General features: G+C 43.6%; 18 protein-coding genes. 10 read left to right on the top strand and 8 right to left on the bottom strand.

All coding sequences use genetic code 11. The features are described 5' to 3' along the window. Positions 1 to 114: 114 nt before the first annotated feature. Positions 115 to 2,397 carry a histidine kinase dimerization/phosphoacceptor domain -containing protein gene (locus ACEN82_RS19525; RefSeq protein ID WP_413322035.1) on the top strand — a complete coding sequence of 761 codons (2,283 nt, stop codon included), beginning with the start codon at positions 115 to 117 and terminating at the stop codon, positions 2,395 to 2,397. 6 nt (positions 2,398 to 2,403) lie between these two features. On the opposite strand, the gene ACEN82_RS19520 is transcribed toward ACEN82_RS19525, so the two are convergent. From ACEN82_RS19520 to ACEN82_RS19510, 3 genes are read right to left on the bottom strand one after another with little or no spacing between them, the layout of a single operon-like run. Next, positions 2,404 to 2,826, bottom strand: coding sequence for a DUF1801 domain-containing protein (locus ACEN82_RS19520; RefSeq protein ID WP_413322036.1), 423 nt, complete (start codon positions 2,824 to 2,826; stop codon positions 2,404 to 2,406). Between the two features lie 41 nt (positions 2,827 to 2,867). Beyond that, positions 2,868 to 3,608 (bottom strand): LytR/AlgR family response regulator transcription factor, encoded by a 741-nt coding sequence (locus ACEN82_RS19515; protein ID WP_413322037.1) that lies wholly within the window; start codon positions 3,606 to 3,608, stop codon positions 2,868 to 2,870. Next, positions 3,605 to 4,738 (bottom strand): sensor histidine kinase, encoded by a 1,134-nt coding sequence (locus tag ACEN82_RS19510; RefSeq protein ID WP_413322038.1) that lies wholly within the window; start codon positions 4,736 to 4,738, stop codon positions 3,605 to 3,607. Before ACEN82_RS19510 ends, ACEN82_RS19515 begins: the two co-directional genes overlap by 4 nt. A gap of 772 nt (positions 4,739 to 5,510) precedes the next feature. Here ACEN82_RS19510 and ACEN82_RS19505 point away from each other — a divergent pair. Further along, positions 5,511 to 7,976, top strand: a complete 2,466-nt coding sequence (locus ACEN82_RS19505; protein WP_413322039.1) for a TonB-dependent receptor — start codon at positions 5,511 to 5,513, stop codon at positions 7,974 to 7,976. A 60-nt stretch (positions 7,977 to 8,036) separates the two neighbouring features. Here ACEN82_RS19505 and ACEN82_RS19500 read toward each other — a convergent pair whose 3' ends face one another. After that, on the bottom strand, positions 8,037 to 8,933 hold the full coding sequence (locus tag ACEN82_RS19500; RefSeq protein ID WP_413322040.1) for an AraC family transcriptional regulator: 897 nt from the start codon (positions 8,931 to 8,933) through the stop codon (positions 8,037 to 8,039). Positions 8,934 to 9,172: 239 nt separating this feature from the next. On the opposite strand from ACEN82_RS19500, the gene ACEN82_RS19495 reads away from it, so the two are divergent. From ACEN82_RS19495 to ACEN82_RS19480, 4 genes are all read left to right on the top strand, one after another. Then, complete coding sequence (locus ACEN82_RS19495; protein ID WP_495644003.1) at positions 9,173 to 10,207, top strand: aldose epimerase family protein; 1,035 nt, start codon at positions 9,173 to 9,175, stop codon at positions 10,205 to 10,207. A gap of 64 nt (positions 10,208 to 10,271) precedes the next feature. Then, complete coding sequence (locus ACEN82_RS19490; RefSeq protein WP_262892461.1) at positions 10,272 to 11,657, top strand: sugar porter family MFS transporter; 1,386 nt, start codon at positions 10,272 to 10,274, stop codon at positions 11,655 to 11,657. A gap of 14 nt (positions 11,658 to 11,671) precedes the next feature. After that, positions 11,672 to 15,010, top strand: a complete 3,339-nt coding sequence (locus ACEN82_RS19485) for a DUF5107 domain-containing protein (protein ID WP_413322042.1) — start codon at positions 11,672 to 11,674, stop codon at positions 15,008 to 15,010. A 15-nt stretch (positions 15,011 to 15,025) separates the two neighbouring features. Then, positions 15,026 to 17,239 (top strand): alpha-galactosidase, encoded by a 2,214-nt coding sequence (locus ACEN82_RS19480; protein WP_413322043.1) that lies wholly within the window; start codon positions 15,026 to 15,028, stop codon positions 17,237 to 17,239. A 228-nt stretch (positions 17,240 to 17,467) separates the two neighbouring features. Here the strand turns inward: ACEN82_RS19480 and ACEN82_RS19475 are convergent, their stop codons facing one another. Beyond that, positions 17,468 to 18,469 carry a hypothetical protein gene (locus ACEN82_RS19475; protein WP_413322044.1) on the bottom strand — a complete coding sequence of 334 codons (1,002 nt, stop codon included), beginning with the start codon at positions 18,467 to 18,469 and terminating at the stop codon, positions 17,468 to 17,470. Between the two features lie 298 nt (positions 18,470 to 18,767). Here ACEN82_RS19475 and ACEN82_RS19470 point away from each other — a divergent pair, with 298 nt between their 5' ends. Continuing rightward, positions 18,768 to 19,556, top strand: coding sequence for a helix-turn-helix domain-containing protein (locus ACEN82_RS19470; protein WP_090533985.1), 789 nt, complete (start codon positions 18,768 to 18,770; stop codon positions 19,554 to 19,556). Between the two features lie 19 nt (positions 19,557 to 19,575). On the opposite strand, the gene ACEN82_RS19465 is transcribed toward ACEN82_RS19470, so the two are convergent. Continuing rightward, a complete protein-coding gene (locus ACEN82_RS19465) occupies positions 19,576 to 20,070 on the bottom strand; it encodes a DUF6265 family protein (protein ID WP_495644002.1) in 495 nt (164 codons plus the stop codon). A 212-nt stretch (positions 20,071 to 20,282) separates the two neighbouring features. On the opposite strand from ACEN82_RS19465, the gene ACEN82_RS19460 reads away from it, so the two are divergent. Beyond that, a complete protein-coding gene (locus ACEN82_RS19460; protein ID WP_413323186.1) occupies positions 20,283 to 20,717 on the top strand; it encodes a pentapeptide repeat-containing protein in 435 nt (144 codons plus the stop codon). Positions 20,718 to 20,937: 220 nt separating this feature from the next. Here ACEN82_RS19460 and ACEN82_RS19455 read toward each other — a convergent pair whose 3' ends face one another. Then, positions 20,938 to 22,815 carry a M1 family metallopeptidase gene (locus ACEN82_RS19455; protein ID WP_413323185.1) on the bottom strand — a complete coding sequence of 626 codons (1,878 nt, stop codon included), beginning with the start codon at positions 22,813 to 22,815 and terminating at the stop codon, positions 20,938 to 20,940. A gap of 147 nt (positions 22,816 to 22,962) precedes the next feature. On the opposite strand from ACEN82_RS19455, the gene ACEN82_RS19450 reads away from it, so the two are divergent. After that, a complete protein-coding gene (locus tag ACEN82_RS19450) occupies positions 22,963 to 23,199 on the top strand; it encodes a hypothetical protein (protein WP_090533977.1) in 237 nt (78 codons plus the stop codon). Positions 23,200 to 23,356: 157 nt separating this feature from the next. Here ACEN82_RS19450 and ACEN82_RS19445 read toward each other — a convergent pair whose 3' ends face one another. After that, entirely contained in the window at positions 23,357 to 24,364 is a 1,008-nt protein-coding gene (locus ACEN82_RS19445) for an IS110 family RNA-guided transposase (RefSeq protein WP_495644001.1), read from the bottom strand. Between the two features lie 313 nt (positions 24,365 to 24,677). Here ACEN82_RS19445 and ACEN82_RS19440 point away from each other — a divergent pair, with 313 nt between their 5' ends. After that, positions 24,678 to 25,256 carry an NUDIX domain-containing protein gene (locus ACEN82_RS19440; RefSeq protein WP_413321418.1) on the top strand — a complete coding sequence of 193 codons (579 nt, stop codon included), beginning with the start codon at positions 24,678 to 24,680 and terminating at the stop codon, positions 25,254 to 25,256. Positions 25,257 to 25,281: the final 25 nt, after the last annotated feature.

The following is a 25,281-nucleotide window of genomic DNA, read 5'->3' as shown; positions in this document are numbered from 1 at the left end:
TATCTGTGGTTGTGTCAAATAGTTATCTATGAGGGATTTATTGAAATTTTTATTGTATTTTAAGTTCTGTTTTTAAAAGACGGCAGCAACGTTTTAATGATTATCCCCTTTATCATGAAATTTAAATTTTTACTGCTATGTGTTGCTGTTGTGTGCATAACTGGACATCTGCATGCGCAATCTTCGGCCTCGTTGCAATCGCAAATTCAAAAAAGCAAAGCTGATACCGGCAAAGTGAAGCTGTTGCTTGCTTTAAGCCGTGTTATTCTGCTCAAGTCGGGCGCGGGAGCAAATGAAACAGATAGCTCTTACCGGTTTATGAAACAAGCCGAACAATTAAGCATTCAGCTTAATGATGTTAAAGGGCAGGGGAACGCTGCGTTGATGGCAGCAATGATAAGCAATAAAAAAGGCGATCATAAAGCCGGTGCTGCATTGGCCCAGAGGGGGTTTGATTTTTTTAAGTCGATACATGATTTGCCGGGTATGGCCGAAGCTTATGTCATTATTGGGCAGCATTATGGAAATGAAGGCCAGGACCTGGATAAAAAAATAGCCTATTATCAAAAAGCCATTGATATTTTTCGGCAAGCAGGTTTAAAGGACAGGGAAGCTACAGCTATCGTAGATATGGCCGATCTGCAAAGCATAAAAGGATCATATGATATTGCTGTTAAAAACCTGCGCACAGCATTGGCTATATACGAATCGATAGGGAAAAAAGACCTGGATGGTTTGTATAACCTGCTTGGCGGCTGCCTTACCTTCCAGGGAGATGCTGATAACGCCCTGAAGTATCAGCTGAAAGCGGTGAGGCTTGCCGAAGGCCGCGGCGATACCAGTTTGCAAATGTGTACAATATACAATCGGTTTGCCCTTTCATACTATACGCTGCATAAATTTAGTGATGCGATAATTTATTTTGATAAGGCTGTAAAAATTGCCCAAAAATATAATGACACAGCTTCAATAGTTGTAATAAACGGTAACCTGGCCATGAGCTACTATAAAATGGAACAGCCCGAAAAAGCGCTTGCACGACTGCAATTGCTCAAAAATATGAACCTGTTTACAACAACGCAGGAAAGATTTGAAAACTACTATGATTTTTGCCTGGTTTACATGAGGCTTAAACAATATAAAATGGCCAAAGTGTACATCGACAAAATGGAGGCGTCAAAAAAAGATGCAGGGGCAAATTATACCGAGATGTTAAGGTCATATATTAATTATTATATAGCCATAGGGCAGTATAATAAAGCGTATCCCTACTTGCAGGAAAATGAAAGTTTTTATCAAAAAACAAAGGTGCTGCCTTTTTTGGCACAGAACCAGCTCAACTGGTTTAAGGCCGATTCGGGGATGGGCAGGTACCAAAGTGCTATTAAGCATTATCAGCGCTACAAAATGCTTACCGATTCGGTTTACCTGGTTAACAATGCTAAGCACACGTCCTTTTTGCAAATTGAGTTTGATACGGATAAGAAGAATAAAGACCTGCAACTGCAGGCTAAGGATATCCAACTGCTTAAAAACAACGAGCAGTTGCAGCGCAGCCGGTTTTTAGCAGCACAGGCCGATCGTAATTTGCTTATTGGAGGCTCGGTAATGCTATTGCTTTCATTGGGGGTTGGCTATAATCGTTATCGTTTAAAGCAGCGCAGCAATGTACGGCTACAGGCACAGCAAAACGAAATTAACAAGCAAAACCAATCATTGCAGCTGTTGAACAGTAAACAGGAAAAATTACTTAATGAAAAAGAATGGTTGCTCAAAGAGGTACATCACAGGGTTAAAAATAACCTGCAAATTGTGATGAGCCTGTTAAGCACGCAATCGGCATACCTGGAGAACAACGCGGCCATCGAAGCCATCACTGAAAGTCAAAACCGGGTGCAGGCCATAGCGCTTATACATCATAAATTGTATAGTGCTGATAATGTGGCCAGTATTTATATGCCATCATACGTAACCGATCTGATCCGCAACCTCACCGATTGTTTTGACTCGGTTACCCGTCGTATCAGGTTTGAGCAGGTGGTTGAACCCATTTATCTCGATCTGACCCAGGCTGTTCCGTTCGGCCTGATACTTAATGGAGCCATAACCAACGCTATCAAGTGCGCCTTTAGCTGTGAAGGCGGGCAGATCGTCGTCGCGTTGAACCACGTAGGCGAAGACGGTGTGATACTAACCATCGCCGACAACGGAAAAGGGCTGCCGGCCGGATTTGATCTTAAAACAGTTACCTCATTAGGTATGGAAATGATGAAGGCTTTAAGTAAACAGCTGCAAGGCATCTTTAAAGTTCAAAATAAGGCGGGCGTTACTATCAGTGTTGAATTTAAAATTGAGAAAGTAAGGCACCATAGCGAGGCAGAAAGCAATTTCTTATAATGATCTCTATTTGCAGTGCGTTGTTTCCGCGTGTTTAAATGATTCGTCGAGTAATTGCCTGAGCACAGTATTATCTACATCGGTCAGTTTAACAATATGCGTACAGCCGCCGCTTTGCTTGTGCTTACCCAATTTTTGCAGCAATTGTTCCTTGCTTTCAAAGCCTGGAAGATAGAGTGTTAAAGAACTTTTACGAGGCGAAAAGGCTATAAGCGGCGCGTCACCTTCACGGCCGCTTTCATATTTGTAATGATAACTGCCAAAGCCTATAATGGCCGGCCCCCACATTTTTGCTTTATGACCGCTGGCTTCTTCCATCAATTCGCTAAGTTTAAAACTGTCGGCGCGTTTGGTCTCATCTGTAATGGTGTTGATGAAATCGCTTACGCTTGCTATGGTTTCCGTGGTTTTATTGGTGTTTTTGGCCATGGTTTAAGCAGGATAAAGGTTAAAAACGATATATAAATATATCACGAAAATTTTATTTTATCCCACAGTTTATTGGCGACAACCTGTCGGATTACCTGTTCGCGGTAATTGCGGCTTATAGGGATGCGGTGCTGACCGATAAAAATATCATTCCCTTCAATACCATCAATTTTACCGGTTGATACAATGTATGATTTGTGTACGCGGATAAAGAGCTTGCTATCTAAATTTTGTTCAAGGCTTTTGAGGTTAAGCAGCGTGATATATTTGCCTTTGGCAGTAAATATGGTAACGTAATTTTGCATCCCCTCCACGTACAGGATCTCATCAAAGTAAATCTTTTCGTATTTATTACCGCATTTGATAAAGAAGTAGCCTTCATCCGCTTCCGTTTTTGGTGCACCGGGCTGGGCCCAATTGTTAAGCAGGCGGTGATAATCTTTAGCCTTATTGGCCGATTTAAAAAAGCGGTCGAATGTGATCGGCTTCAGCAGGTAATCGAGCACATTGAGCTGGAAGCCTTCAAGCGCATAGCTGGGGTAGGCTGTGGTGATAATTACCATCGGTGGTTTCTGCATGATCTTTAAAAAATCAATACCGTTCATTTTCGGCATCTGGATATCCAAAAATATCAGGTCGATAGCCTGGTGATCAAGTAGTTTGATCAGTTCGAGCGGGTTTTCGCAGGTGCCTGCCAGGTTCAGAAAATCAACCTCGCGTACATAGCTGGCTAATCCTTCGCGGGCTAAGGGCTCATCATCTATTATTACACAGTTCATCATAGTGAGGCCATTTGGAAGGTTGCGGATGATTGTTCCAGTTCGGTTAAAGTTAATTGCAGGTGTACCTCAAAGCGGTCTCCGGTATTTTGGATCTCCAGCTTATGAAGGTCGGGGTAAATCAGGTCGAGCCGGCGCTTTACATTTTTCAGGCCGATACCGCCATAGTTCATAACCGCGGTTCCCGGGTCGTTTGATGCGCTGTTGGCAACATAAAAATCGAGCTGATCGTCTTTCAATCCCAATCTAATCGCAATCCAGTTAGGGTGTTCCGCCTCTTTGGATACATGCTTGAACGCGTTTTCTACAAAGGTCATCAATATAAAGGGGGCTATGCCTAAATGGCCGGGCAGGGGCTCATCTGCCTCAAAGGTAACATGCACATTATTGTTTTGCCGAAGCTTTTCCAGCTCGATAAAGTTTTGGAGATAGCTAAGCTCTTTTCCTAAAGAGATTTGCTGGTCGTTGCACTCGTACAACTGGTACCGCAGCAATTCGGAAAATTTGGCCAGTGATGCCGACGCCATGCCGGGGTTTTTATGGATCAGGAAAAATATGGAGTTGATACTGTTGAATAGAAAATGAGGGTTAAACTGGTATTTCAGGAATTTAAGTTCGGTTTCCAGTTTCTCTTTTTCGAGCAACTGCTGGCGGTGCTGGGTTTGCAGCCAGTTTTTGGTGAGTTTAATACTCATTCCCAAAGTCATACTGGCTACGGTAGAGGGGAAGGAGGTATTATAGAAGCTCATGAAATTGCCCGGATCAACGCCAAACATTTTTTTTACTGAGCAGCCTGCAAAAAAAGCACTTAAATAATAGCCGCCGTTAATAAGCGATGATGTGCCGATGATGGTTAGCGAAAGATAAATTACATATTGGGTAAGCCGCTCTTTTTTCATAAACCGCGGCATTAAGAAGTAAAGGTTAAAATATACTGCCAGCGCCTGGAAAACTACATAAGCCAGGATTTTGACACTATAAGCCGAAAAAAACATGGATTTGGCCGCTGCCACAGGGTTAGCCACCGCTATGGTAAACCAAAAATAATGGTACACACACCAAAAGGGGATGTGGTACAGCTTGTATTTAAACAGCCAGTTTTGGTTTAAAGTATCAACGGATAAACTGTTCATATTCTCGTTTAATTGTTTGAGATGCTATATCTCTGCCACTGTAAGTGCCGGTACTGCCTACTTTATAAGAAAAAAAACCGTCATTGCGAGGTACGAAGCAATCCCCGATAAGCAGAGCAACCAAGCAAGTTCCTCTGTATAGTTTGGGATTGCTTCGTTCCTTATAATGACGTGATTGTAAGTTATTGATTATTAAGTGTATTTTTCTTGATGGATTTTATAACATTGGGCGTTGCCTGCGGCCCGGGCTTTCCGTTGCAAGTCCTCGCCTTTCCCGCCCGCAACCCCTTTGCGCGCTCCGGGCTTTACACTGCAATCCCTAACGCGGCCCACGCGCAACACCGTTAAAATATATTTTACATTTCATTTCATTTTTTTCAGGTTCCCTGATGGGTACTCGCAATGACGGCCGTTATATAGTGCCCCGTACCTGTAGGGGCTCGCAACAACGGCTGCTATAAACTGTTTCCCGTCCCATCAGGGTCTCTTGCAGAGGACCCTGAGGCCCAGCGCGTTCCAATATCCTACCTAAAGATACAGCAATTGCACTGATTTATATTTCGTTATTGTATCAACCTGCACAAATAATTGACCAAATGCAGGCTTTAACTTATAAGCCGTAAAAAGGCAGTATAGTTTTGGTTTTAAACCGATTAATTTGTTTCTGTGTATCTCATCAATTATCTCATGTCACTCATCATTCACGTTTTTTAAAGTTTAAAGCACCGTTTTTATTTGCCGGTATAACCATCAAAAAGGTTACAAACGCCACATGAAAACTTTATGTATCAGCCTGTTACTTATTTGCCTGGCACAAATAGTAAATGCCCAGGTGTCGGGCAGGGTTACCACAGCCGGCAGCCAGCCCTTGCCATATGTCACTGTATCGCTTGTCAGAACTGCAGATTCATCTTCAGTTAAAAGTATGCTTACCAATGAACAGGGAGGCTATAATATTGCGGATGCCCCTTCCGGAAATTACCGGTTGCGGTTAAGCAGTATCGGCTATCAAACCTGGTTTTCATCACCTTTTGAAATCAGCGGGAACAAGAATGCAAAATATCTTGCTGTTATTGTGATGAAGGAGGACACCCGGCAATTGGGCGAGGTGGTAGTGCGTGCAAATAAGCCATTGTACCAGCAGCGCAGCGATGGCTTAGTGGTAAATGTTGAAAGCAGCGTGCTTACCAAAGGCAGTACGGCCCTGCAGGTGCTGGAACGATTGCCGGGTGTAACTATCGATCACCGGGATAATGGTATTGCCCTGAACGGTAAAAGCGGGGCTACAGTAATGATCAACGGCAAACTGGTGCGTATGCCGCTTGCCCAGGTCATGAATTTGCTTAATGGTACCAGTGCCGATAATATTGAAAAAATAGAACTGCTGAGCACCCCGCCCGCCGGATACGATGCTGAAGGCAGCGCCGGCATCATCAATATTGTAATGAAGAAAAGCAAAAAGCAGGGAACAAACGGCTCTTATTCCTTAACCGGCGGTTACGGCATGGGCGAGAAAGGCACGGCCGGCATCAACCTCAACCATAACACTAAAAATGTTAACCTGTATGGATCCTACACTTTCCAGCACGACCGGACCTATACCGATCTTTTTATCACCGGAAGTCAGTACATGCCTTTTATCGGAGGTAATGCCGAGGTAGAATTTTACACAAAAACTAAAAGGATCAGCAATAATCATAACGCCACCGTGGGTACTGATATTAAGCTGGATCCTAAAACTACCCTAAGCGGTAACCTGAGCTATAACAACAGCCATTCGTCAACGTATACCTACAGTAACGCGGGGTATAAGATCCTGCCCGATTCATTGCTCAGGTATATAGGTCATATCAACGGGAACGGGCACTGGGATAACCTCACCAGTTCGCTCAATATTGAACATGTGCTGAAGGAAGGGGAGAAGATAAGCATGGAAGCCGATTATATCCATTATGGAAATAACAGTCCAAGCGAAGTTAATACGTCCTTTGTAAACAAATATGGCGAGCAGGTGTACGCCAACAACAGTGTAAGCGCGCAAAAGCAACGCGGATTTGCCAAAACGGCCATCAACGTAGGCGTGTTTAAAGCCGATTATGCCAACCAGCTATCACCCTTACTAAAACTGGAAACAGGTATTAAAGGAACGCATACCGGCAGTTCAAGCTCATCGGGTATCGAAAGTTTTAACAATGGGGCCTGGGAACGCAATATGCAAACCGCTGCGAACATATACATGAAGGAAGATATTGGCGCGGCGTATCTGTCCCTTAACTGGCAGCTTGGTAAAAACATAAGCCTTAACACAGGAGTACGTTATGAATATTCCTATACCAATATGGATAACCCACAAACCGGCAACAACATTGTAGACCGTAAACTGGGAAAGCTGTTCCCGACAGTGCTGTTTACCAAAAAGCTGGGCGACCGGTCCGAACTGCAGCTGTCTTACACCAAACGGATCAGCCGTCCATCATATGACGACCTGGCATCATACTTTGCATACAGCGACCCTACGGCGGTTTACACCGGCAATCCTTTTCTTAAACCAACCATCACCAATAATATAAAACTGGGCTATAACTATGGCGACTATAGCTTTTCCCTGCTTTACAGCCGGGATGATAATGCCATAGCCCGCTATCAGCTCAGCGAAAGCCCCGCGCACGATATTTTGTTCATTTCGCCACAAAATCTGCCGTATCAAAACTACTTTACCTTGCAGGCCAATGCGCCGTTTAAAGTAAGTAACTGGTGGGAGATGACCTATAGCTTTGTTGGCGGCCTAAGGCAGTTTAAGGAGGATTATACTTTACATCCATTAACCAAATCGTACTTCGGATATTCCTTTAATTTTAACCAGTTGTTTAAGCTGCCCCGCAGCTTGTCGGCAGAGGTATCGGGACAGTACAATTCCCTGTCATACAATGGCACAACGAGGGCTGATGGTTTTGGGGTGATCAATGCAGGGATCAAAAAAGAACTGAAAAATAACGGGGGCAGCTTGCAGTTATCAGTGGCCGATGTGTTCAGTGCCGCACAGATCCATGTGCGGTACGGCACACTTACACGTGAGGCTTTTGACATAAAGAGCAATGTACTTGTTAATACCGAAACCAGACGTTTCCCGGTAATTAAACTTACTTATTCAAAGTCGTTTGGTGGTACAAGACCGGCAAACCGGGGGAAACCGGAAAGCGGTTCAAAAGAGGAGAGTGAAAGGATGAGGAGTAACTAAGTCATCTGTTTTATTCGCTGGCATTCCTCGCCGACGGCTTTAACCCGAACCTGCGTCGGCCTATCGCTTATGTGTTTTCCTGTACTTTGACGGCGACATGCCAATCAGCTTAGTAAACAGCCTTGAAAAATAATAAGGGTCGTCAAAGCCCAGTTCTGAGCAAATTTCCTTAATGCTCCTGTCGGTAAAGTACAGGTACTGGCAGGAGGTTTGAATCTTGAGCAGGTTAAAATAGTTAATAGGTGATGAGCCCGTTTTTTGTTTAAACAGCCGCAAGTAATGTGATGCTGAAATTCCCTGCTGTTTTGCCAAATGCATCACTTCAAATTTTTGACTAATGTGTTTTTTCATATAAGCGATGGAGTTGCTCACAAAATCGTTATCATAATCAACCGGGTTGGTTTGCTTATAATACACCATCGAGGAGATAAAATTGAGCAGGTTGATGTTAACGATCTCCATTTCTTTTTCATGATAGCTGTGTTCAAGCACGGCGTAGATCTGTTCGTAAAGCTTGATCCGGCTGCTGTCGTACGGAACGGATTGTACCACGGGCTGCCCGTTTTCGAGCGAGCGCTCATAGATCAGGTGCGAATTTAGCCCGCTGAAGTGTACCCAGTAAATGCTCCAGGGATTGGTTTCCGAGCTTTTATAACGGTGTGCCACGTTACGTGGGATAATGAAAAAAGTATTGGGTTTAAGGGTGTGGCCCTGGCCCCCTAAATAAACATAGCCTTCTCCATCAACGCAATAAAGAAAAATATATTCGTTACTGCCTGTACGGCGTTCACGGTCATGAAAGGCCGCCTTGGGATAATAGCCGATAGCGGTAAGGTAAAAGCCTTTGATCAAAGCATTGCTGGTGATGGCTTTTTTTATGTTTGGTGGCAATACGATCATTTTTTGACCGATAAAGCCTTCTTTGATCCGTTTTTTAGGTTCGGCTATCACATTCATAACGCTGCTGTATAACTGGCGATTAAAGGTATTTATTTTTTTTATCCCGGCAAGGTTTTAATAGCTGCCAATAAATGATAGTATTATCCATCACTTTTTAAAGAATATCCATTTTTTTAACACCTGTTTCATAGTAGGTTTACCAAAACCAATTAGGGCTAAAACAAGTCAGGCAAATTACCTGGCTGTTTAATGAAGCTGATAACTTATGAACAAACAATTTAAATACCTGAACGTACATGGCTGTTAACACCACAACCCGTTTATGGGGGCAGCATAACGGTCATAACGTTTATCTTTTCAAAATTGAAAACGAGAGCGGGGCATATGTTGAACTTACCAATTACGGCGCGGCTATTGTATCAGTTGTGGTGCCCGACAGGCTGCAGCACTTTGAAAACGTGGTGGTTGGTTTTCCTGACCTGAACGGGTATTTAACCGATAGCTGCTACATCGGCTCAACCATAGGCCGGTACGCCAACCGTATCAGCAGGGTAAAATTTCAGCTCGAAGGCGAAACTTTTCACCTGGATGCCAATGAAGGTAAAAATTCCAATCATGCCGGTAAAAGCGGTTTTAACTATAGGGTGTTTACTGCCGAAGCTTTTGATAATGGTGTAATGATGACCCTGACCAGTCCTGATGGCGATGGGGGTTATCCCGGTAAGTTGGAGCTTATGGTTATCTATACCTGGAGCAATGATAATGAGTTGCTGATCAATTATAAAGCTACTACCGACAAAGCTACGATAGCAAATTTTACCAATCACGCTTACTTTAATTTATCGGCATTTAAAAGTAAGATCTATAACCACAAACTTACCCTGTTATCGGATAGTATTGTGGAATTGCACGAAGATTATACGCCGAGCGGGGCAATTATACCAGCCGGGCAAAAGGCTTTCAATAATAACAAGCTGGGCGATAAATTTAATATAGATGAAAACCATGTTGAGGGCCTTAACCTGTTTTACATTATCAACACAGGAGCGAGGGAGAACGGCTTAACTTATGCCGCTCTTTTAACCGACGAAGCATCGGGCCGTGCCCTTAAAGTTTATACGGATTATCCCGGCGTGTTCCTGTACACCGGTGATTATTTAAGCAGCACTACGGCTACGCATACTGGCCAGGGGGCGAAACCTTTTGATGCGTTGTGCCTGGAGTGTCAGCATTATCCGGATAGCATCAATCATCCTGATTTTCCGCAGGCTGTATTACGGGCAGGCGATGTATATAACCAAAGCATTTTATACAAGTTTGGCACCCTATGAGCTGAAAGCAAAAGGCAGAAAGCCCAAAGCTTGTTTAATAACGGACTTTAATTAAAGTAAATTTATACAGAGAGAAGAAACTAACCAGTATCAAATGACCATCGATTTTAAAAAAGAAGTAAAATTTAACAGCGGCTATATTATAGGGATCTCCTTTATATCGGCACTGGGCGGTTACCTGTTCGGCTTTGATTTTGCCGTAATATCGGGTGCGCTGCCGTTCCTCCGTAAGGAGTTTGCGCTTGACCCTGTTTGGGAGGGCTTCCTTACCGGTTCCCTGGCGCTGGGCTGTATCGTGGGCTGTATCATAGCCGGCCGCATTGCCGAAAAATACGGCCGTAAACCAGGCCTCATGGTTGCGGCGTTTATTTTCGCGGTATCGTCACTGGGTATTGCCTTTTCAACCGGGCTCACCTATTTTATCATTCTGCGTTTTGCAGCGGGCATAGGGGTAGGGATGGCATCAATGCTTTGCCCCATGTACATTGCCGAAATTTCTCCGGCACAGGTGCGCGGGCGTAATGTAGCTATCAACCAGCTTACCGTGGTATTGGGCATCCTGATCACCAACCTGTGCAACTATTTTTTAGCCGACAGCGGCGATAATGCCTGGCGCTGGATGTTTGGTTTGGGCACGGTACCTGCCGCGGTATTTTTATTAGGGGTTATAGCCCTGCCCGAAAGCCCCAGGTGGCTGATCAAGGCCGGTCGGCACGCTGATGCCGAAAAGGTGCTTTACAAAATAGGCTCCGAAGGTTTTGTGACTTCAACACAGCAGGCCATTGAAAAATCGCTTAGCGGCGTAAAAAAGCAATCGTACCGCGCCGTATTTGAAAAAAGCGTACGCCCCGCCGTATTGATAGGTATTACACTGGCTGTGTTTCAACAGTTTTGTGGCATCAATGTGGTGTTTAACTATACTTCAACCATTTTTGCCTCGGTGGGTTCAAGCTTAAACCAGCAATTGTTTGAAACTGTATCCATTGGTATTGTTAACCTGGTTTTTACCCTGCTGGCTATGTGGCAGGTTGATAAGCTCGGCCGTAAGCCGTTGATGCTCATTGGTTCATTGGGCTTATCCATATTTTATATTGTATTGGCTTACCTGCTGCAAAATCACCTGGCGGCCGGGCTGGTATCCATATTTGTGTTGCTGGCCATCAGCACTTACGCGCTTTCACTTGCGCCTATAACCTGGGTACTTATTTCAGAGATCTTCCCTAATAAGATCCGTGGCGCTGCATCAACAGTGGCCATTGTATCGTTATGGGCTGCCTATTTTATATTGGTGTTCACCTTTCCTATACTGGCTAAGGTGCTGGGCACTTACGGGCCATTTTATATGTACGCGGTGATCTGCTTTTTAGGCTTTTTGTTTGTGCTTAAAAAAGTGAGAGAAACCAAAGGCCAAACCCTTGAAGAGTTAGAAGAAAATTTAATAAGACATTAATAATCATAAGCCACATGAATAATTTGTATGTAAATGTTTGGGAAGAGAAGGTAGTTATCCCAACCTACGGTATAGGGAAGCCCGATAAAAACCCCATGTTTTTTGAAAAGCGCGTTTACCAGGGTAGCAGCGGCAAGGTGTACCCTAACCCGGTTATCGAAAAAATTTACGACGAAAAAGAAGATAAAGAATACGCAGGCCTTTACCTCGAAAATAAATACCTTAAAGTGCTCATCCTGCCCGAGCTTGGCGGCCGTATCCAGATGGCTTATGACAAAATCAGGGACCGTCATTTCATCTATTATAACCAGGTGATTAAGCCGGCACTGGTAGGGTTAACCGGCCCCTGGATTTCGGGCGGTATTGAATTTAACTGGCCACAGCACCACCGCCCAAGTACTTTTGAGCCGGTTGATTATAAAATTGAAGAAAATGCCGATGGCAGCAAAACCGTTTGGGTTAACGAGGTTGAGCGCATGTTCCATACCAAAGGTATGGCCGGTTTTACGCTGCACCCGGATAAGGCTTACATCGAAATAAAAGCGAAGCTCTATAACCGCTCGGCCCTGCCGCAAACCTTTTTATGGTGGGCTAACCCGGCTGTAAAGGTAAATGACGATTATCAGTCGGTTTTCCCGCCTGATGTGAACGCGGTGTTTGATCATGGTAAGCGTGACGTATCAACATTCCCAATTGCTACCGGTACTTATTATAAAGTTGATTACTCGCCGGGAACAGATATCTCAAGGTATAAAAACATTCCGGTGCCAACGTCGTACATGGCTATCAACTCCAATTACGATTTTGTAGGCGGATATGAACATGACAGTCAGGCTGGTTTGCTGCACGTAGCTAATCATCATGTATCGCCCGGCAAAAAACAGTGGACCTGGGGCCACAGCGATTTCGGCCTGGCCTGGGACAGGAACCTAACCGACGAGGATGGCCCTTACATTGAGCTCATGACAGGTATGTTTACCGATAACCAACCCGATTTTACCTGGTTGATGCCGCACGAGGAAAAACATTTTACCCAATACTTTATGCCATACCGCGAGCTTGGCGTAGTAAAAAATGCTACCAAAGATATCCTGCTGGCACTTGATTATAAAGAGGGCAAACTACTATTGAAAGTTTACGTAACCGGCGAGCAAAACAACCTGAACATCAAATTGCAGCATGATGGCAAGGTATTGTTGAGCGAAAAAGTTTGCATTGTACCTGAACAGATTTATACCCGCGAGATAACTGTTAAAGATATCAACGAAAATCTTTTACTGCTTACTGTACATTCTGAAGCAGGCAAAGAATTGATCAAATACGATGCATCAAGCAATAAGCTTAACAACATTCCTGAAGCTGCTAAACCGGCCCTGCTGCCTGCCGATGTGGAAAATAACGAGCAGTTGTTTTTAACAGGCCAGCACCTGGAACAGTACCGCCATGCTACTTATAGTCCGGTACCTTATTATGAAGAGGCCCTGCGCCGCGACCCCAAAGATATCCGCAATAATAATGCTTTAGGTTTATGGTATTTGCGTCGCGGACAGTTTGCTAAAAGCGAGCCTTATTTCCGCAAGGCGGTTGAAACCATCACCCAGCGTAACCCTAATCCTTACGATAGCGAGTGTTATTACAATTTAGGTTTGGCGTTGAAATTCCTCGGCAAAAAAGAGGATGCGTACAAAGCGTTTTATAAAGCTACCTGGAGCAATGCCTGGAAAGATAGCGGCTATTTTTCGGTAGCACAGATCGACCTGGAAAATGGCGATTATGAACTGGCGCTTGATCACTCGCTGTCGTCATTAGATAGAAATGCCAATAACAGTAAAGCCTATGTTTTGCGCTCGGCGGCTTTCCGTAAGCTCGGGCGTTTTGAAGATGCTGTCGCGGTAGCTACAGCGGCAATAAAAAGTGATGCGTTTAACCTGGGCGCTCTGTTTGAGCTGGTTTATGCTTACAAAGCTTTGGGTGATGAAGAAAAAGGCACTGCCACCCTTAATGAACTCATTAAACTATCGCGCGGTTATTACCAAAATTACATTGAATACGCACTTGATTACGCCAATGCCGGCCTGTACCAGGAAGCTGCAGATTTGTTGAATTATGCGGTGGACGGTGATGCTACCAGTCCGATGGTGTATTATTACCTGGGCTACTTTGCGTACAGGTTAGGCAATAATGAACAGGCTTCTGCATATTTTAAACAGGCCTCAGCTGCCGATTCGTACCTGTGCTTTCCCGATAGGCTGGAAGATATCAGCGTACTGAAACTGGCCGCTGAGCTTGTACCAACCGATGCAAAAGCACCATACTATTTAGGTAACCTGTTTTATGATAAGCTGCAATATGATGATGCCATTACAGCCTGGGAAACATCGGCACAACTGGATGATACTTTCCCAACCGTGTTCAGGAATTTGGGTATTGCTTATTATAACAAGCGCAACGATCCGGCAAAAGCTTTAATTTGTTTTGAAAAAGCCTTTGCGTTGGATCCCGCCGATGCCCGCGTACTGATGGAACTCGACCAGCTTTACAAAAAGCTGAACTATTCTGCAGAAGCACGACTGAAATTTGTTGAAGCTAACCTGGAGACTGCCAAACTTCGTGATGATGTTTATTTAGAGCGTGCAACGCTGTATAACTTTTTAGGCGAGCACCAAACCGCGTTTGAACAGGTGATGCAAAGAACATTCCACCCATGGGAGGGCGGCGAAGGCAAAGCTTCGGGGCAATATGTTGCCGCCCTCGTTGAAATGGCCAAGCAAAACATCCGCGATGGTAAATATCAAAAAGCTGTTGAACAGCTAACCCAGGCGCAAACCTACCCACATAATTTAGGCGAGGGCAAACTATTTGGTACGCAGGAAAATGATATCTTTTACTGGCTGGGCCAGGCCCACGAAGGGTTGCAGCAAACTGAACAGGCTAAGGTTTATTTTGAGCAGGCAGCCATAGGTTTGGAAGACCCGACAGCGGCTGTTTTTTATAACGATCAGCAGCCGGATAAGATCTTTTATCAGGGTTTGGCAAAAAAATGTCTGGGTGACAGTACAGCGGCCGAACGAATCTTCAAAAAACTGCTTAATTATGGTATCGGGCACATGGATGATAACGTAAAAATTGATTACTTTGCCGTCTCGCTGCCAAATTTGCTCATTTTTGAAGATGATCTGCAGGTAAGGAACCGCGTGCACTGCTATTTTTTACAGGGACTGGGATACCTCGGTTTACGTGATTTTGAGCAGGCACAAAAGGCCTTTACCGAGGTTCTGAAACTGGATGCCGGGCATTTTGGGGCGAGGATACATCAAAACATGATAAACCAAATTACCGAAGCAGCCGGTTAAACCCAAAAATCACACGTGAGAACTACTCAAAAAAAAACTTTACCACTGGGCCTGCTTTTCGCAGGCTCAATGCTGTTGGCCGGCAGGGCAGCAGCGCAGGATGTAACCATCCCTGTTGAAACACAGCACAATGCTATTGTATTACAAACCGATGCCGAAAAGCACCTGAACATGGTATACCTGGGTGCAAAGCTTGCCAATACAGCCGAGTATGCAGGCATCTCAAAAATGTACAAACAAGCCGATGATTCGGGCGTACAAAACGATGCTTACACACCATCAGGCTCAGCCAGTCTGGGTGAGCCGGCTATTACAGTTACCCATGCCGATGGTAATAAATCATTAAACCTAACCTACGTGAACCATACGGTTAGCAAGGTTGACGATGATATTTCATTACTGGTAGTTACCATGAAAGATCCTGCTTATGATTTTGAGGTGAAGCTATACTACAAAACCTATTTTAAAGAAGATGTAACTGAACAATGGTCGGTTATTAAACATAACGAAAAGGGGGTAGTGACACTTGATAAATATGCATCTGCCAATTTAAACCTGAAGGGTAATACTGCCGGCGGTTTCTGGTTAAAACAGTACCACGGTAACTGGGCTATGGAAATGCAGCCCGAAGAAGCCCGTTTAACCCACGGCATTAAAACAATCGACAGCAAACTGGGTACCCGTGCCAACCTGTATGAGCATTCGATGTTCGCCATATCAATGGATAAACCTGCTACCGAAGATGAAGGCAAAGTGCTTTACGGGGCTATGGAATGGTCGGGCAATTTCAGGATTGATTTTGAGCTGGATGTGGCCAATAACCTGAAAATTATTGCAGGGATCAACAATGCCGCTTCCGAATATCATTTAAAACCAGGTGTTGAATTTACTACGCCAGCGTTCCTGTATACTTACTCTGATCATGGTAAGGGCGACGCCAGCCGCAAGCTGCAAAGCTGGGCCCGCAAATATAAAATTGTTGATGGCGAGGGTTCAAGGCTTACGTTGCTCAATAACTGGGAATCAACCTATTTCGATTTTAATGAAAGCAAGCTGGCCGGCCTGCTAAAAGATACCAAAAAGCTGGGTGTCGACCTGTTTTTATTGGATGACGGCTGGTTTGGTAACAGCCATCCGCGTAACGGCGATAACGCTGGTTTGGGCGATTGGCAGGAAAACAAGCAAAAGCTTCCAAATGGCATCAGCTCGCTCGTGAAAGAAGCGCAGGCCAATGGCGTAAAATTCGGCATCTGGATTGAGCCGGAAATGGTTAACCCTGCCAGCGACCTGTATAAAGCCCATCCTGATTGGGTGATCAAGCAACCAAACCGCCCAGAGAAATACTTCAGGAATCAGTTGGTGCTTGATCTGGCCAACCCTAAAGTACAGGATTTTGTATTTGGCGTGGTTGACGGCTTGTTCACCAAAAATCCTGATCTGGCTTATATCAAATGGGACTGTAACGCAGTTATTTACAATGCTTATTCAGCTTATCTGAAAAAAGACCAGTCGCACATTTACGTTGATTATGTGAATGGTTTATACAATGTATTGAAACGCGTTCGTGCCAAATATCCTAAAGTGCCTTTGATGCTTTGCTCGGGCGGCGGCGGCAGGGTTGACTATGGTGCACTGCAATACTTTACAGAGTTTTGGCCAAGCGATAACACTGATCCGCTGGAGCGTGTATTTATCCAGTGGGAGTATTCATTCTTCTACCCGGCTATCACCAGCTCAAACCACGTTACCGATTGGGGCAAACAACCCATCAAATTCCGTGTGGATGTGGCCATGATGGGTAAAATGGGTTTTGATATTGTGATAGGCAAATTAAGTGAGAGCGAACTGAGTTTCTGTCAGTCGGCGTTGAAAAATTATGATGCTTTAAAAGATGTGATCTGGCACGGCGACCAGTACCGCTTAGCTTCGCCATGGGATAATGACGCGGCATCTATCATGTATGTAAGCGACGATAAATCAAAGGCGGTAATGTTCAACTACCTGGTGAATAACCGTTACGGATCAGGCAGCAAAGTACCTGTACGCCTGAAAGGCCTCGACCCTAATAAAAAATACCGTGTAAAAGAGATTAACCTTTATCCGGGCGCGGGTTCGGTTTTAGGCAAAGAGGATTTAACTTTTACCGGCGATTTCCTGATGAATGTGGGTATTAATCCCGGTAACAGTGCTTATCACACCAGTGTGGTGCTGCAGTTGGAAGCGATTTGATAAAATCGATTTGATATTATAAAGAAGCCCCGGAGCATTAATTGTTGCGGGGCTTCTTTTATTTAGGGGGGTGCTCAAAGATATGTCATCCATCGCTGCAGCAAGGCTTTGCCCCGTGCCCCCTTTTTTGTTTGTCATGTTGAACTTGTTTCAACACCTCACTCGCTAAGCAATCGCGCTGAGCAAATCGGCTACTTGTCCTGTGGGGTGCCGAGGATTTATAGCCTGTTACCTCAACTTCTTTGTTATATCAAAATGCTCAACACGTGTTGCGGCGCCCAGCGGCAGTTTGCTGCAGGCAGAGTAGAAAATATAATCCTTATCCTCAGTAATACCCGGTAGTAGTTTGTTAATAACCTTCCCGATCTGCATGTTCTCGCTTTTTACCGCGTTGGTATCGGCAACGTTTACTTTGGTTGTATAATAAATTACCGGGAACCAGCCGTGGCTGTTTTTTTGATTGCCTATCCGGAATACCCGTGGTTCGCCTGCAACGCCATCAATTACTACCGGGAAACGGTATTGCTTTACTGTTGCCTCGGCAGCATCCTGGAATAATTTGCCTGCATCGGTATCGTGTTCGTATTGCCAGTAGTCGTTAGGGGCGGTACATTGTAAAGCAAGCTCAAGGGTTAAACGGGCATCGGCAAAATGCTGTTTATTGTATTTCTTTTTTCCCAGCTCATAAAGCTCCGGGGCTGTTTTGCCATTAATTTTATAAGTATTTACATTTACCGAGGTTAGTTTCCAGCCATAATCGTATTTGGCATACAGGGCGGTAATCATTTCCTGGTTAGGCAGGTTTTTATCCTTTGGCAAAAAAAGCGCCATGTACATTTCATGGGTAATACCATTATAGATCATTTTATAACTGTTAATTCCTGCCGACGGATTGCCTATGGTATCTGTACTGCGATGTTTATTTACAATGTAATATTCATCGTAAATATCATAGTCGGCAGTTTTAACAGCGTTGCCTACCAACTCTATTTGCCTGAGATTTGACTTGTCGTCCAGCATCTCCCGCGATTCCATGTTGCTGATATCATCACTGTTGCCGGTACGGAGGTCATGGAGCAGTTGTTCGTTAAGTTTGTGGAAATCGTCGCGTTTACCGCCGGGAATCTGGTCGTTTCGCCATGCTCCCGGCTGTTTAATACAGCTTTGTAATGATATAGCCAGTAAAGCGAAGGGAATGAGTTTAATTGTGTTTTGGTATAGGGTTTTCATATTATCCGTAATAATATGAAAAAACACTCAATTGTACTATCGCCACCGGTTTATGAATAATCAAGCTTTTGCATAACGGGATATAGCGGTTGGCTGTTTCACTTTAAGCAGATAAAATCCGGTTTGGAAAAGTTAACATTACTGACATTTTACTAAAGAATCCTGCCAGTTTATGTTAAATATTTATGGGTATCATAAAAAATGGTTTCTTTTGAATTTGCCTTTTCACAACCTGTGGCTATATTGCTTTTAATTACCAAATGTGTTGCGTTCCCTTACAAGAGGAACTGAAATTTATATGGAAAACTTCAATGAGATTTTTGATCTGGAATACTTCTTTCGCTTGTCGCCCGATTGGTTATGTGTTGCCGGGTTTGACGGTTACTTTAAAAAAATTAACCCGGCTGTTTCCAAAACTTTAGGTTATACCGAAAGCGAACTGTTTGCAAGGCCTATCGATTCATTTGTTTATCCCGAAGACAGAAGCATCACTGCCAGTAAACGTGAGAGTATAAAGAAAAACAATCCGCTGTATAATTTTGAAAACAGGTATGTAACCAAAAGCGGAGAAATAGTATGGCTTTCATGGATCTCGATGCCAGTACAAAAACAGCAGCTGGTTTTTGCTATTGCCAGGAATATTACCGACAAAAAGAAACTGGAAGAATTTAGCAAAGTATCACTCGTATCGGTAAAAAATAACGAAATTGAAAGAGGGGCGGAGTTAAGTACACATAATCTAAAGCCAATCAGTGAACTTTCTATTGCCGATCAGCTTTGGCTTTATGAGCTTGAAACGCTGGTAAGAAAATATATTGGAAAAGTTGATTTGATCATTGTATTGTTAAGTAATGAAATGGGTTTAAGTGAAAGACAACTGCACCGGCGCATAAAAAACACCACGGGCATTACGCCAAATAATTATATCCGGCGAATCCGTTTACTGATGTCGATGGAGGCAATCAATAGTGGTAAATACCGTACCGTGGCCGAAATATCTTATATAGCAGGGTTTGAAACCCCGGCTTATTTCCGGAAACTGTTTAAAGAATTTTATGGTCGTGATATAGCCGAATTTTTGCAATAGATATAAAGCCACTCCTCTCTTATTTGACCCTTTTCATTGGGAATTGTATTGCCTTTTGCCTGCCTTTCCTTGTCCCCGATATTTCGGCCACCAACGAGTCGTTGGTGATTTGGGTATAGGTTATTTTTTGCGGAAAATCATGCTCCGGATTTTCAAAAACGAGGTGTTTGTTGTTAGATGAGGTAAGCGTAAAAGTTACCGCTTTGCCGCCATTTTGATTTTTTACCGTTGGGATATAGTAAAGCTTGCCTATATGTTGCTCCAGTTGGATATGTTCGGATGATACCGTATCTGCACCAGTCAACGAATAGCTTCTGCCGATAAAGGTGCTGTCGTTAAGCTTTTTCCATGTTTCAATATCCACTGTTTTTGCCGATTGATTTTTCCAGCTGCCGATCAACCATTTAGCGTGTGAAATAGGATTGTATTTTTGTTGCGCATAAGATGAGGTATGAGCAAGTGTAATAAAGGCCACAACAAGCAGTAGTGATTGGATATAACGAAGCAGGATCATGGTATTTTGATAAAGTATTTGAATTTACGAAATTATATATCAGTATGTATTCAAATTTCAGGCAAAGGCACTAAGCCGCAAAGATTTTAACTTAGCGCATTTGCGACTTAGCGACAGCACAACCTTGTCGCAAATACACCCGTTATTTGTCGCGTGTATAACCTTGCTTTGGCGTTCATTTTCAGCATCTTTGAATAAATCAATAATGAATCATGGAAAACTCAACAGCTAACAGCCCCGAAGTTATTGTTATAAAAGAAACTCAAAAGGTACTTGATGTTAAATGCGCTCTGCTTAATGGTTCAAGCTTTGAGCAAACGATGATGAACAATGCAAGCTTTAAGGATGTTTGTATAACCGGGCTTAAAATTGAAGATGCCAATTTGAGTGACCTGGAAATAAAATACGCCCAGCTTGGCGGTGCTTATATCCATGATATAGGTATGCCGCCCGAAGGTCATCCGGCTTATGATCCTGCTGCAAAACAACGCCCCCTTAAATTTGAGAACTGTGACTTGCAGGGCAGCTCAATAACTGATTGCAACTTAAGTGGTGTTGATATTACCGATTGCGATTTGAACGGTATGAAAATTAATGGGATTGATGTGGATGAACTGCTGAGGGCATATCAGAAACAGGGGATATAGTAAATCTGCATGGCGCATACATCAGGGGTCCTCTGCGAGAGACCCTGATGGGACGGTAAGAAGATCGTCATTGCGAGGTACGAAGCAATCCCCGACTTTACAGGGCAAATCTGCATAGCTGCTCTGCTTATTGGGGATTGCTTCGTACCTCGCAATGACGCTTTTTTTATTTATCACATTATTAGCTTTCGGCTTTCGACATTTAGCATTTAGCTTTCAATTATTTAGGAGCCACCCACACATTATCCTTTTTATTGCTATCAGGATCATAGGTAGTACCAAGTACAATCTTTTTAACCGCTTTTTTTGCAGTGAAATTAACTGTGGTTGTTTTGTTACCGGTAGACCAAACAGCTATGCTTTTGTGTATCAGTTCGGTAGTGCCATCGGTATAACTAATGGTTAGGTTAACGGGGATGGGTTTACTGCCAACTTTAGTTATTGTGACAGCATATTTTAACCCGGCATTAGTTACTTTGCTTATCGCGAGATCGGTTATCCCACTATCAAAGAACCATGCTTTCCAAAACCAGTTAAGGTTTATGCCCGAGCCGGTGTTCATACAATTAAAAAAGTCGTACGGCATAGGGTGTTTGCCCTGCCATTGTGCAATGTAGTAATGCAGTGCCTTGGTAAACAGCTCGTCGCCAAGCATGTCTTTTACATATAAATAGCCCAGGCCTGGTTTGGGATAACTGTCGGTAAAACCGGCAGGGCCTGTGAGCATTGGTGTAAGGGTCATTACCGGCACATCAACCTCGTGGCCGGCGCTTTGTTCAACAGCGGCAACACCATATGGATCTACTATGGAAGGATCAATCTCCGGACTTACCAGCCATTCGCCTATGGTTGCCCAGCCTTCGTCCATCCAACCGTATTTGGTTTCGTTAATACCCATATAAAAGGGAAACATGGTATGGAAAATTTCATGATCGGTAAGCTCAATGGCATCGGCCTTATCTTCCAGCGGATTATCATTCACCATCATCGGGTACTCCATCTGGTCCAAACCATCAAAAACGGTTTCATGCTGGTATGGATACGGCCATTTCGGAAATTTGTAGCTCATCACTTCCACCGTTTTACGGGCGTAATCAACTACCGCATAATAGTCTTTATGCTTTTCGTTAAATACCGCATCAACGCGGGTACGCCTGCCGGTTTTCGGATCAACCACCAGGCTCGATGCTTTCCATAAATAATGGTTGCTGGCAGCAAAAACAAAATCGGTAACGCTATCAGCCTCAAACTTCCAGGTGTTTGTTGGATTGTTTTTGGTGATGTTGCCCGCTTTAATATCATCTTCGGTAATAATATCAGTTACCTTATCACTTGCGCCGGCATCGGCAATGCGTTTAACGATCCGGCTGTCGTAAACGTCGCCGGCGTTTTTCAGATCGCCTGTTGCCCAAACTTTATAGTCGCCGGGTATGGTGATCTCCGCGCTGAAATGGCAAAAATCGTTATAAAATTCCTGTGAGCCAACGTATGGATAATCGTTCCATCCATCAATATCGTCATAAACTGCTACGCGCGGGAAGAAATAGGCAATGAAGAATGCACCGGTATCAACTTGACCAGTACGGATATGTGAGCCCTTGTTTAATGTATAAGCATAGCTGATATCAAAATGTACTTTTTGTTTTGGAGCGATAGGGGAAACCCTTTGCGTCATGTTGGTACCATTGATGCGGCGGGTTTTAGCGCTGTCGGGCGTTTTATTATCTATGCTAAGGCTTTTGATCTGTACCCCATCGGTAAGGTCACCTGCCGAAACCTGCATTTGACGTGCCGAACCCTTTTTATATAAGTTGGGGTACAATTTAAATTGTACCCGCTTTAATGTATCGGGACTGTTGTTAACATAATCGATTCCAACTGTACCACTTAACAAGCGGGTTTTAGGGTCGAAATTTACCTTTATCTTATAGTCGGCCGTGTTTTGCCAGTAATTTTTGCCGGGCGCCCCGGTTGTGGTGCGTGTTCCTTTGGTGTAGGTTTTTTGCAAGTTTACAGCTATGGGTAGGCTTTGCTGGGCCAATGCTGCAGTACCGCTCAATAATAAAGCAAAAGGCAATAATTTTTTAATACTGATCATTTATGCGGATATATATAAGTTATATTTGATGTAAATATAATAAACCGTTACAGAACCCGGTAAGCGATAATTTCGTATCGCCGGTATGTTACAGGGCAAATCAACTCACGGTTTTGAGTAGTTTATCCATTTATATAAATAGTATCCATGACTGCCGAAAAAATGATCATTGTAACCGGTAAGCAATACCTTGAGCTAAAACAAAGTTTAGAAAGCGGCGAGGGGCTTACCTATAATATAGGTACTGATAAGCATCCCGAAATGGTTAAGATCACCAACATTTATATGGACACTGATCCCGACTTTACCCGCAACCCGCGCCAGTTTGCCCGGATGCACGAAGACCTGAACGTGCAAGTGAAACTGGAGTATGTAGTGGAGTAGATAAAAAACAAACGAACCAGGGATTGGTTTTTTGCGTCAGCGGTGAGGAGAAATCTTCTACGCCCTGCTTTTACAGGTTTAGTTGTAGGGCCTGATATAGAAGATCTCTCTTTCGCGCCATTGCCCGCACCTGCGCAGCTCTATCGATTTCTATGATTTAAGCAACTAATTTTTGATAATTTTTTTCGTAAGGTCTGTTTTGGTTGACGCAGGCGAAAAGGCGTAATATGAGTTTGTTCCTAACTGCATTAATGACACTCATTTTATTCTTTTTCTCCTGCAATACCTTACGTTCGTAAAAGCGTTTTAGATCTTGGTTATGCTGTATGGCAACTATAGCGGCAAGATGTAGGAGCGTTTTGACTTTTTTGTTGGCCATATGCGATACCCTTGCCTTTTTAATAAGCTTACCGGAGTCATCTGTAAACGGTGCTACGCCTGAATAGCAAGCGAACTTTTTAGGGTCGCTAATATCCTTGAATTCATTGGTAGTAACAATGACCTGTACGGCGGTTACTTTGCCAATGCCACTTACTGAAGTTGCCAGTTTGAATATCCGGGTTAATTCTTTGTCCGCTTTAATAATTTCCTCAATAGCCCGCTCTGTCCTGGCTATGTCCCCTTCGATCGCCTTTAAGGAATGGCTACAGGCTTGTATGTTCTGCTTGCTGGTTTTGCTGGTACTAAAAGATACATGCTCTTTTAGTGGCACTTTCAACTGTTTTTTAACAGTTATTAACCGTAACCGGGTAGCTGCAAGATGGGCAAGTTGCTGCACAGCTTCGCGCTTAGGCTCCCATAAACGCAGTCCTTCCCGCTCCTTATAAGCATACCAGGCGATGCGCATGGCATCTACCTTGTCATTCTTGCCCCGGATATTCCCTAATGAGTTCTTGATCTGGGTAGCTGCTTCTAAGCAAATGTGTGCCTTCTTTTTATGTAGGCAAGCCAAAGCATGGTTGTTATAAATACCAGTATGCTCCATGCAGAAAATAGCTTTGCTTAAGCTGAACCCAAGAAGCTTTCCCAACTCCTTGAGAAATGTATTGATTGCTGCCGGAGCGTTAGCAATTTCCTGGTGGAATAAAAACCGGCTGCCTTGCTGGACAGCAAAGTCCAATTCGTTTTTGGACACATCGATGCCAATGAAAAATTCAAATTCCATATCTTTACCCTGTTTATGTTAGTAAACAGTTAACATGTTTTAAACTACATCAATTCCTTACTAATGAGCCTCGTAAACTCTAATTTCTATTTGATGCCACAGTTTAAAACAAGCGGTAAAGGAGTAAATCGAACGATAGGCCTACAAGCCTGGAAATGACAATAATGCGCCTTTACCGCTGTTAACTTTATCCACAAAATCTAAGGTTATTAACAAAGAAAAAGAAGCAAAAAGAAAGCTTCAACAATAATAATAACCCTTATTATTTTGTTGAAGCTAATCTAAAGGAAATGACATTTTTTTTAATAAAAAGATGTCTATTTTTAGGGCCATGCATCATCCTGAAGATAATCCCTGGAAAATAACATCTCAAAAAGACATTTACGATAACCCATGGATCAACCTAACCGAATACCAGGTTATTAACCCTTCCGGTAACCCCGGTATTTATGGTAAAATACATTTTAAAAATGTGGCGATTGGTGTTTTACCCTTAGACGCTGAACTAAATACTTATCTTGTAGGGCAATTTCGCTTCGCATTAAATCAGTACAGCTGGGAAATGCCGGAAGGTGGTGGCCCTGAAGGTAGGGATCCGCTCGAATCGGCCAAACGTGAATTGCTTGAAGAAACCGGGTTAAAAGCCTCTCAATGGACGGAGATCCAGCGCCTGCACCTCAGCAATTCGGTAAGCGATGAGTTGAGCATATTGTACCTGGCCCGAGGCCTTGAGCAGTTTGAAGCCGAACCCGAAGAAACCGAACAGCTGATTATCAGAAAAGTGCCTTTTGCTGAAATTTACCGTATGGTTTGCGATGGCGAAATTACTGATTCCATGACTGTGGCCGCAGTGCTTAAAGTACAGTTGTTATTAATAGAAAACCGTTTGTAAGTTACCGCTTTGCCGAAAAAAATAT

It is taken from the genome of Mucilaginibacter sp. Mucisp73, from assembly GCF_059491465.1.
Note: the sequence above shows the minus strand (reverse complement) of the source record. Positions and strands in the feature narration are given on the sequence as shown.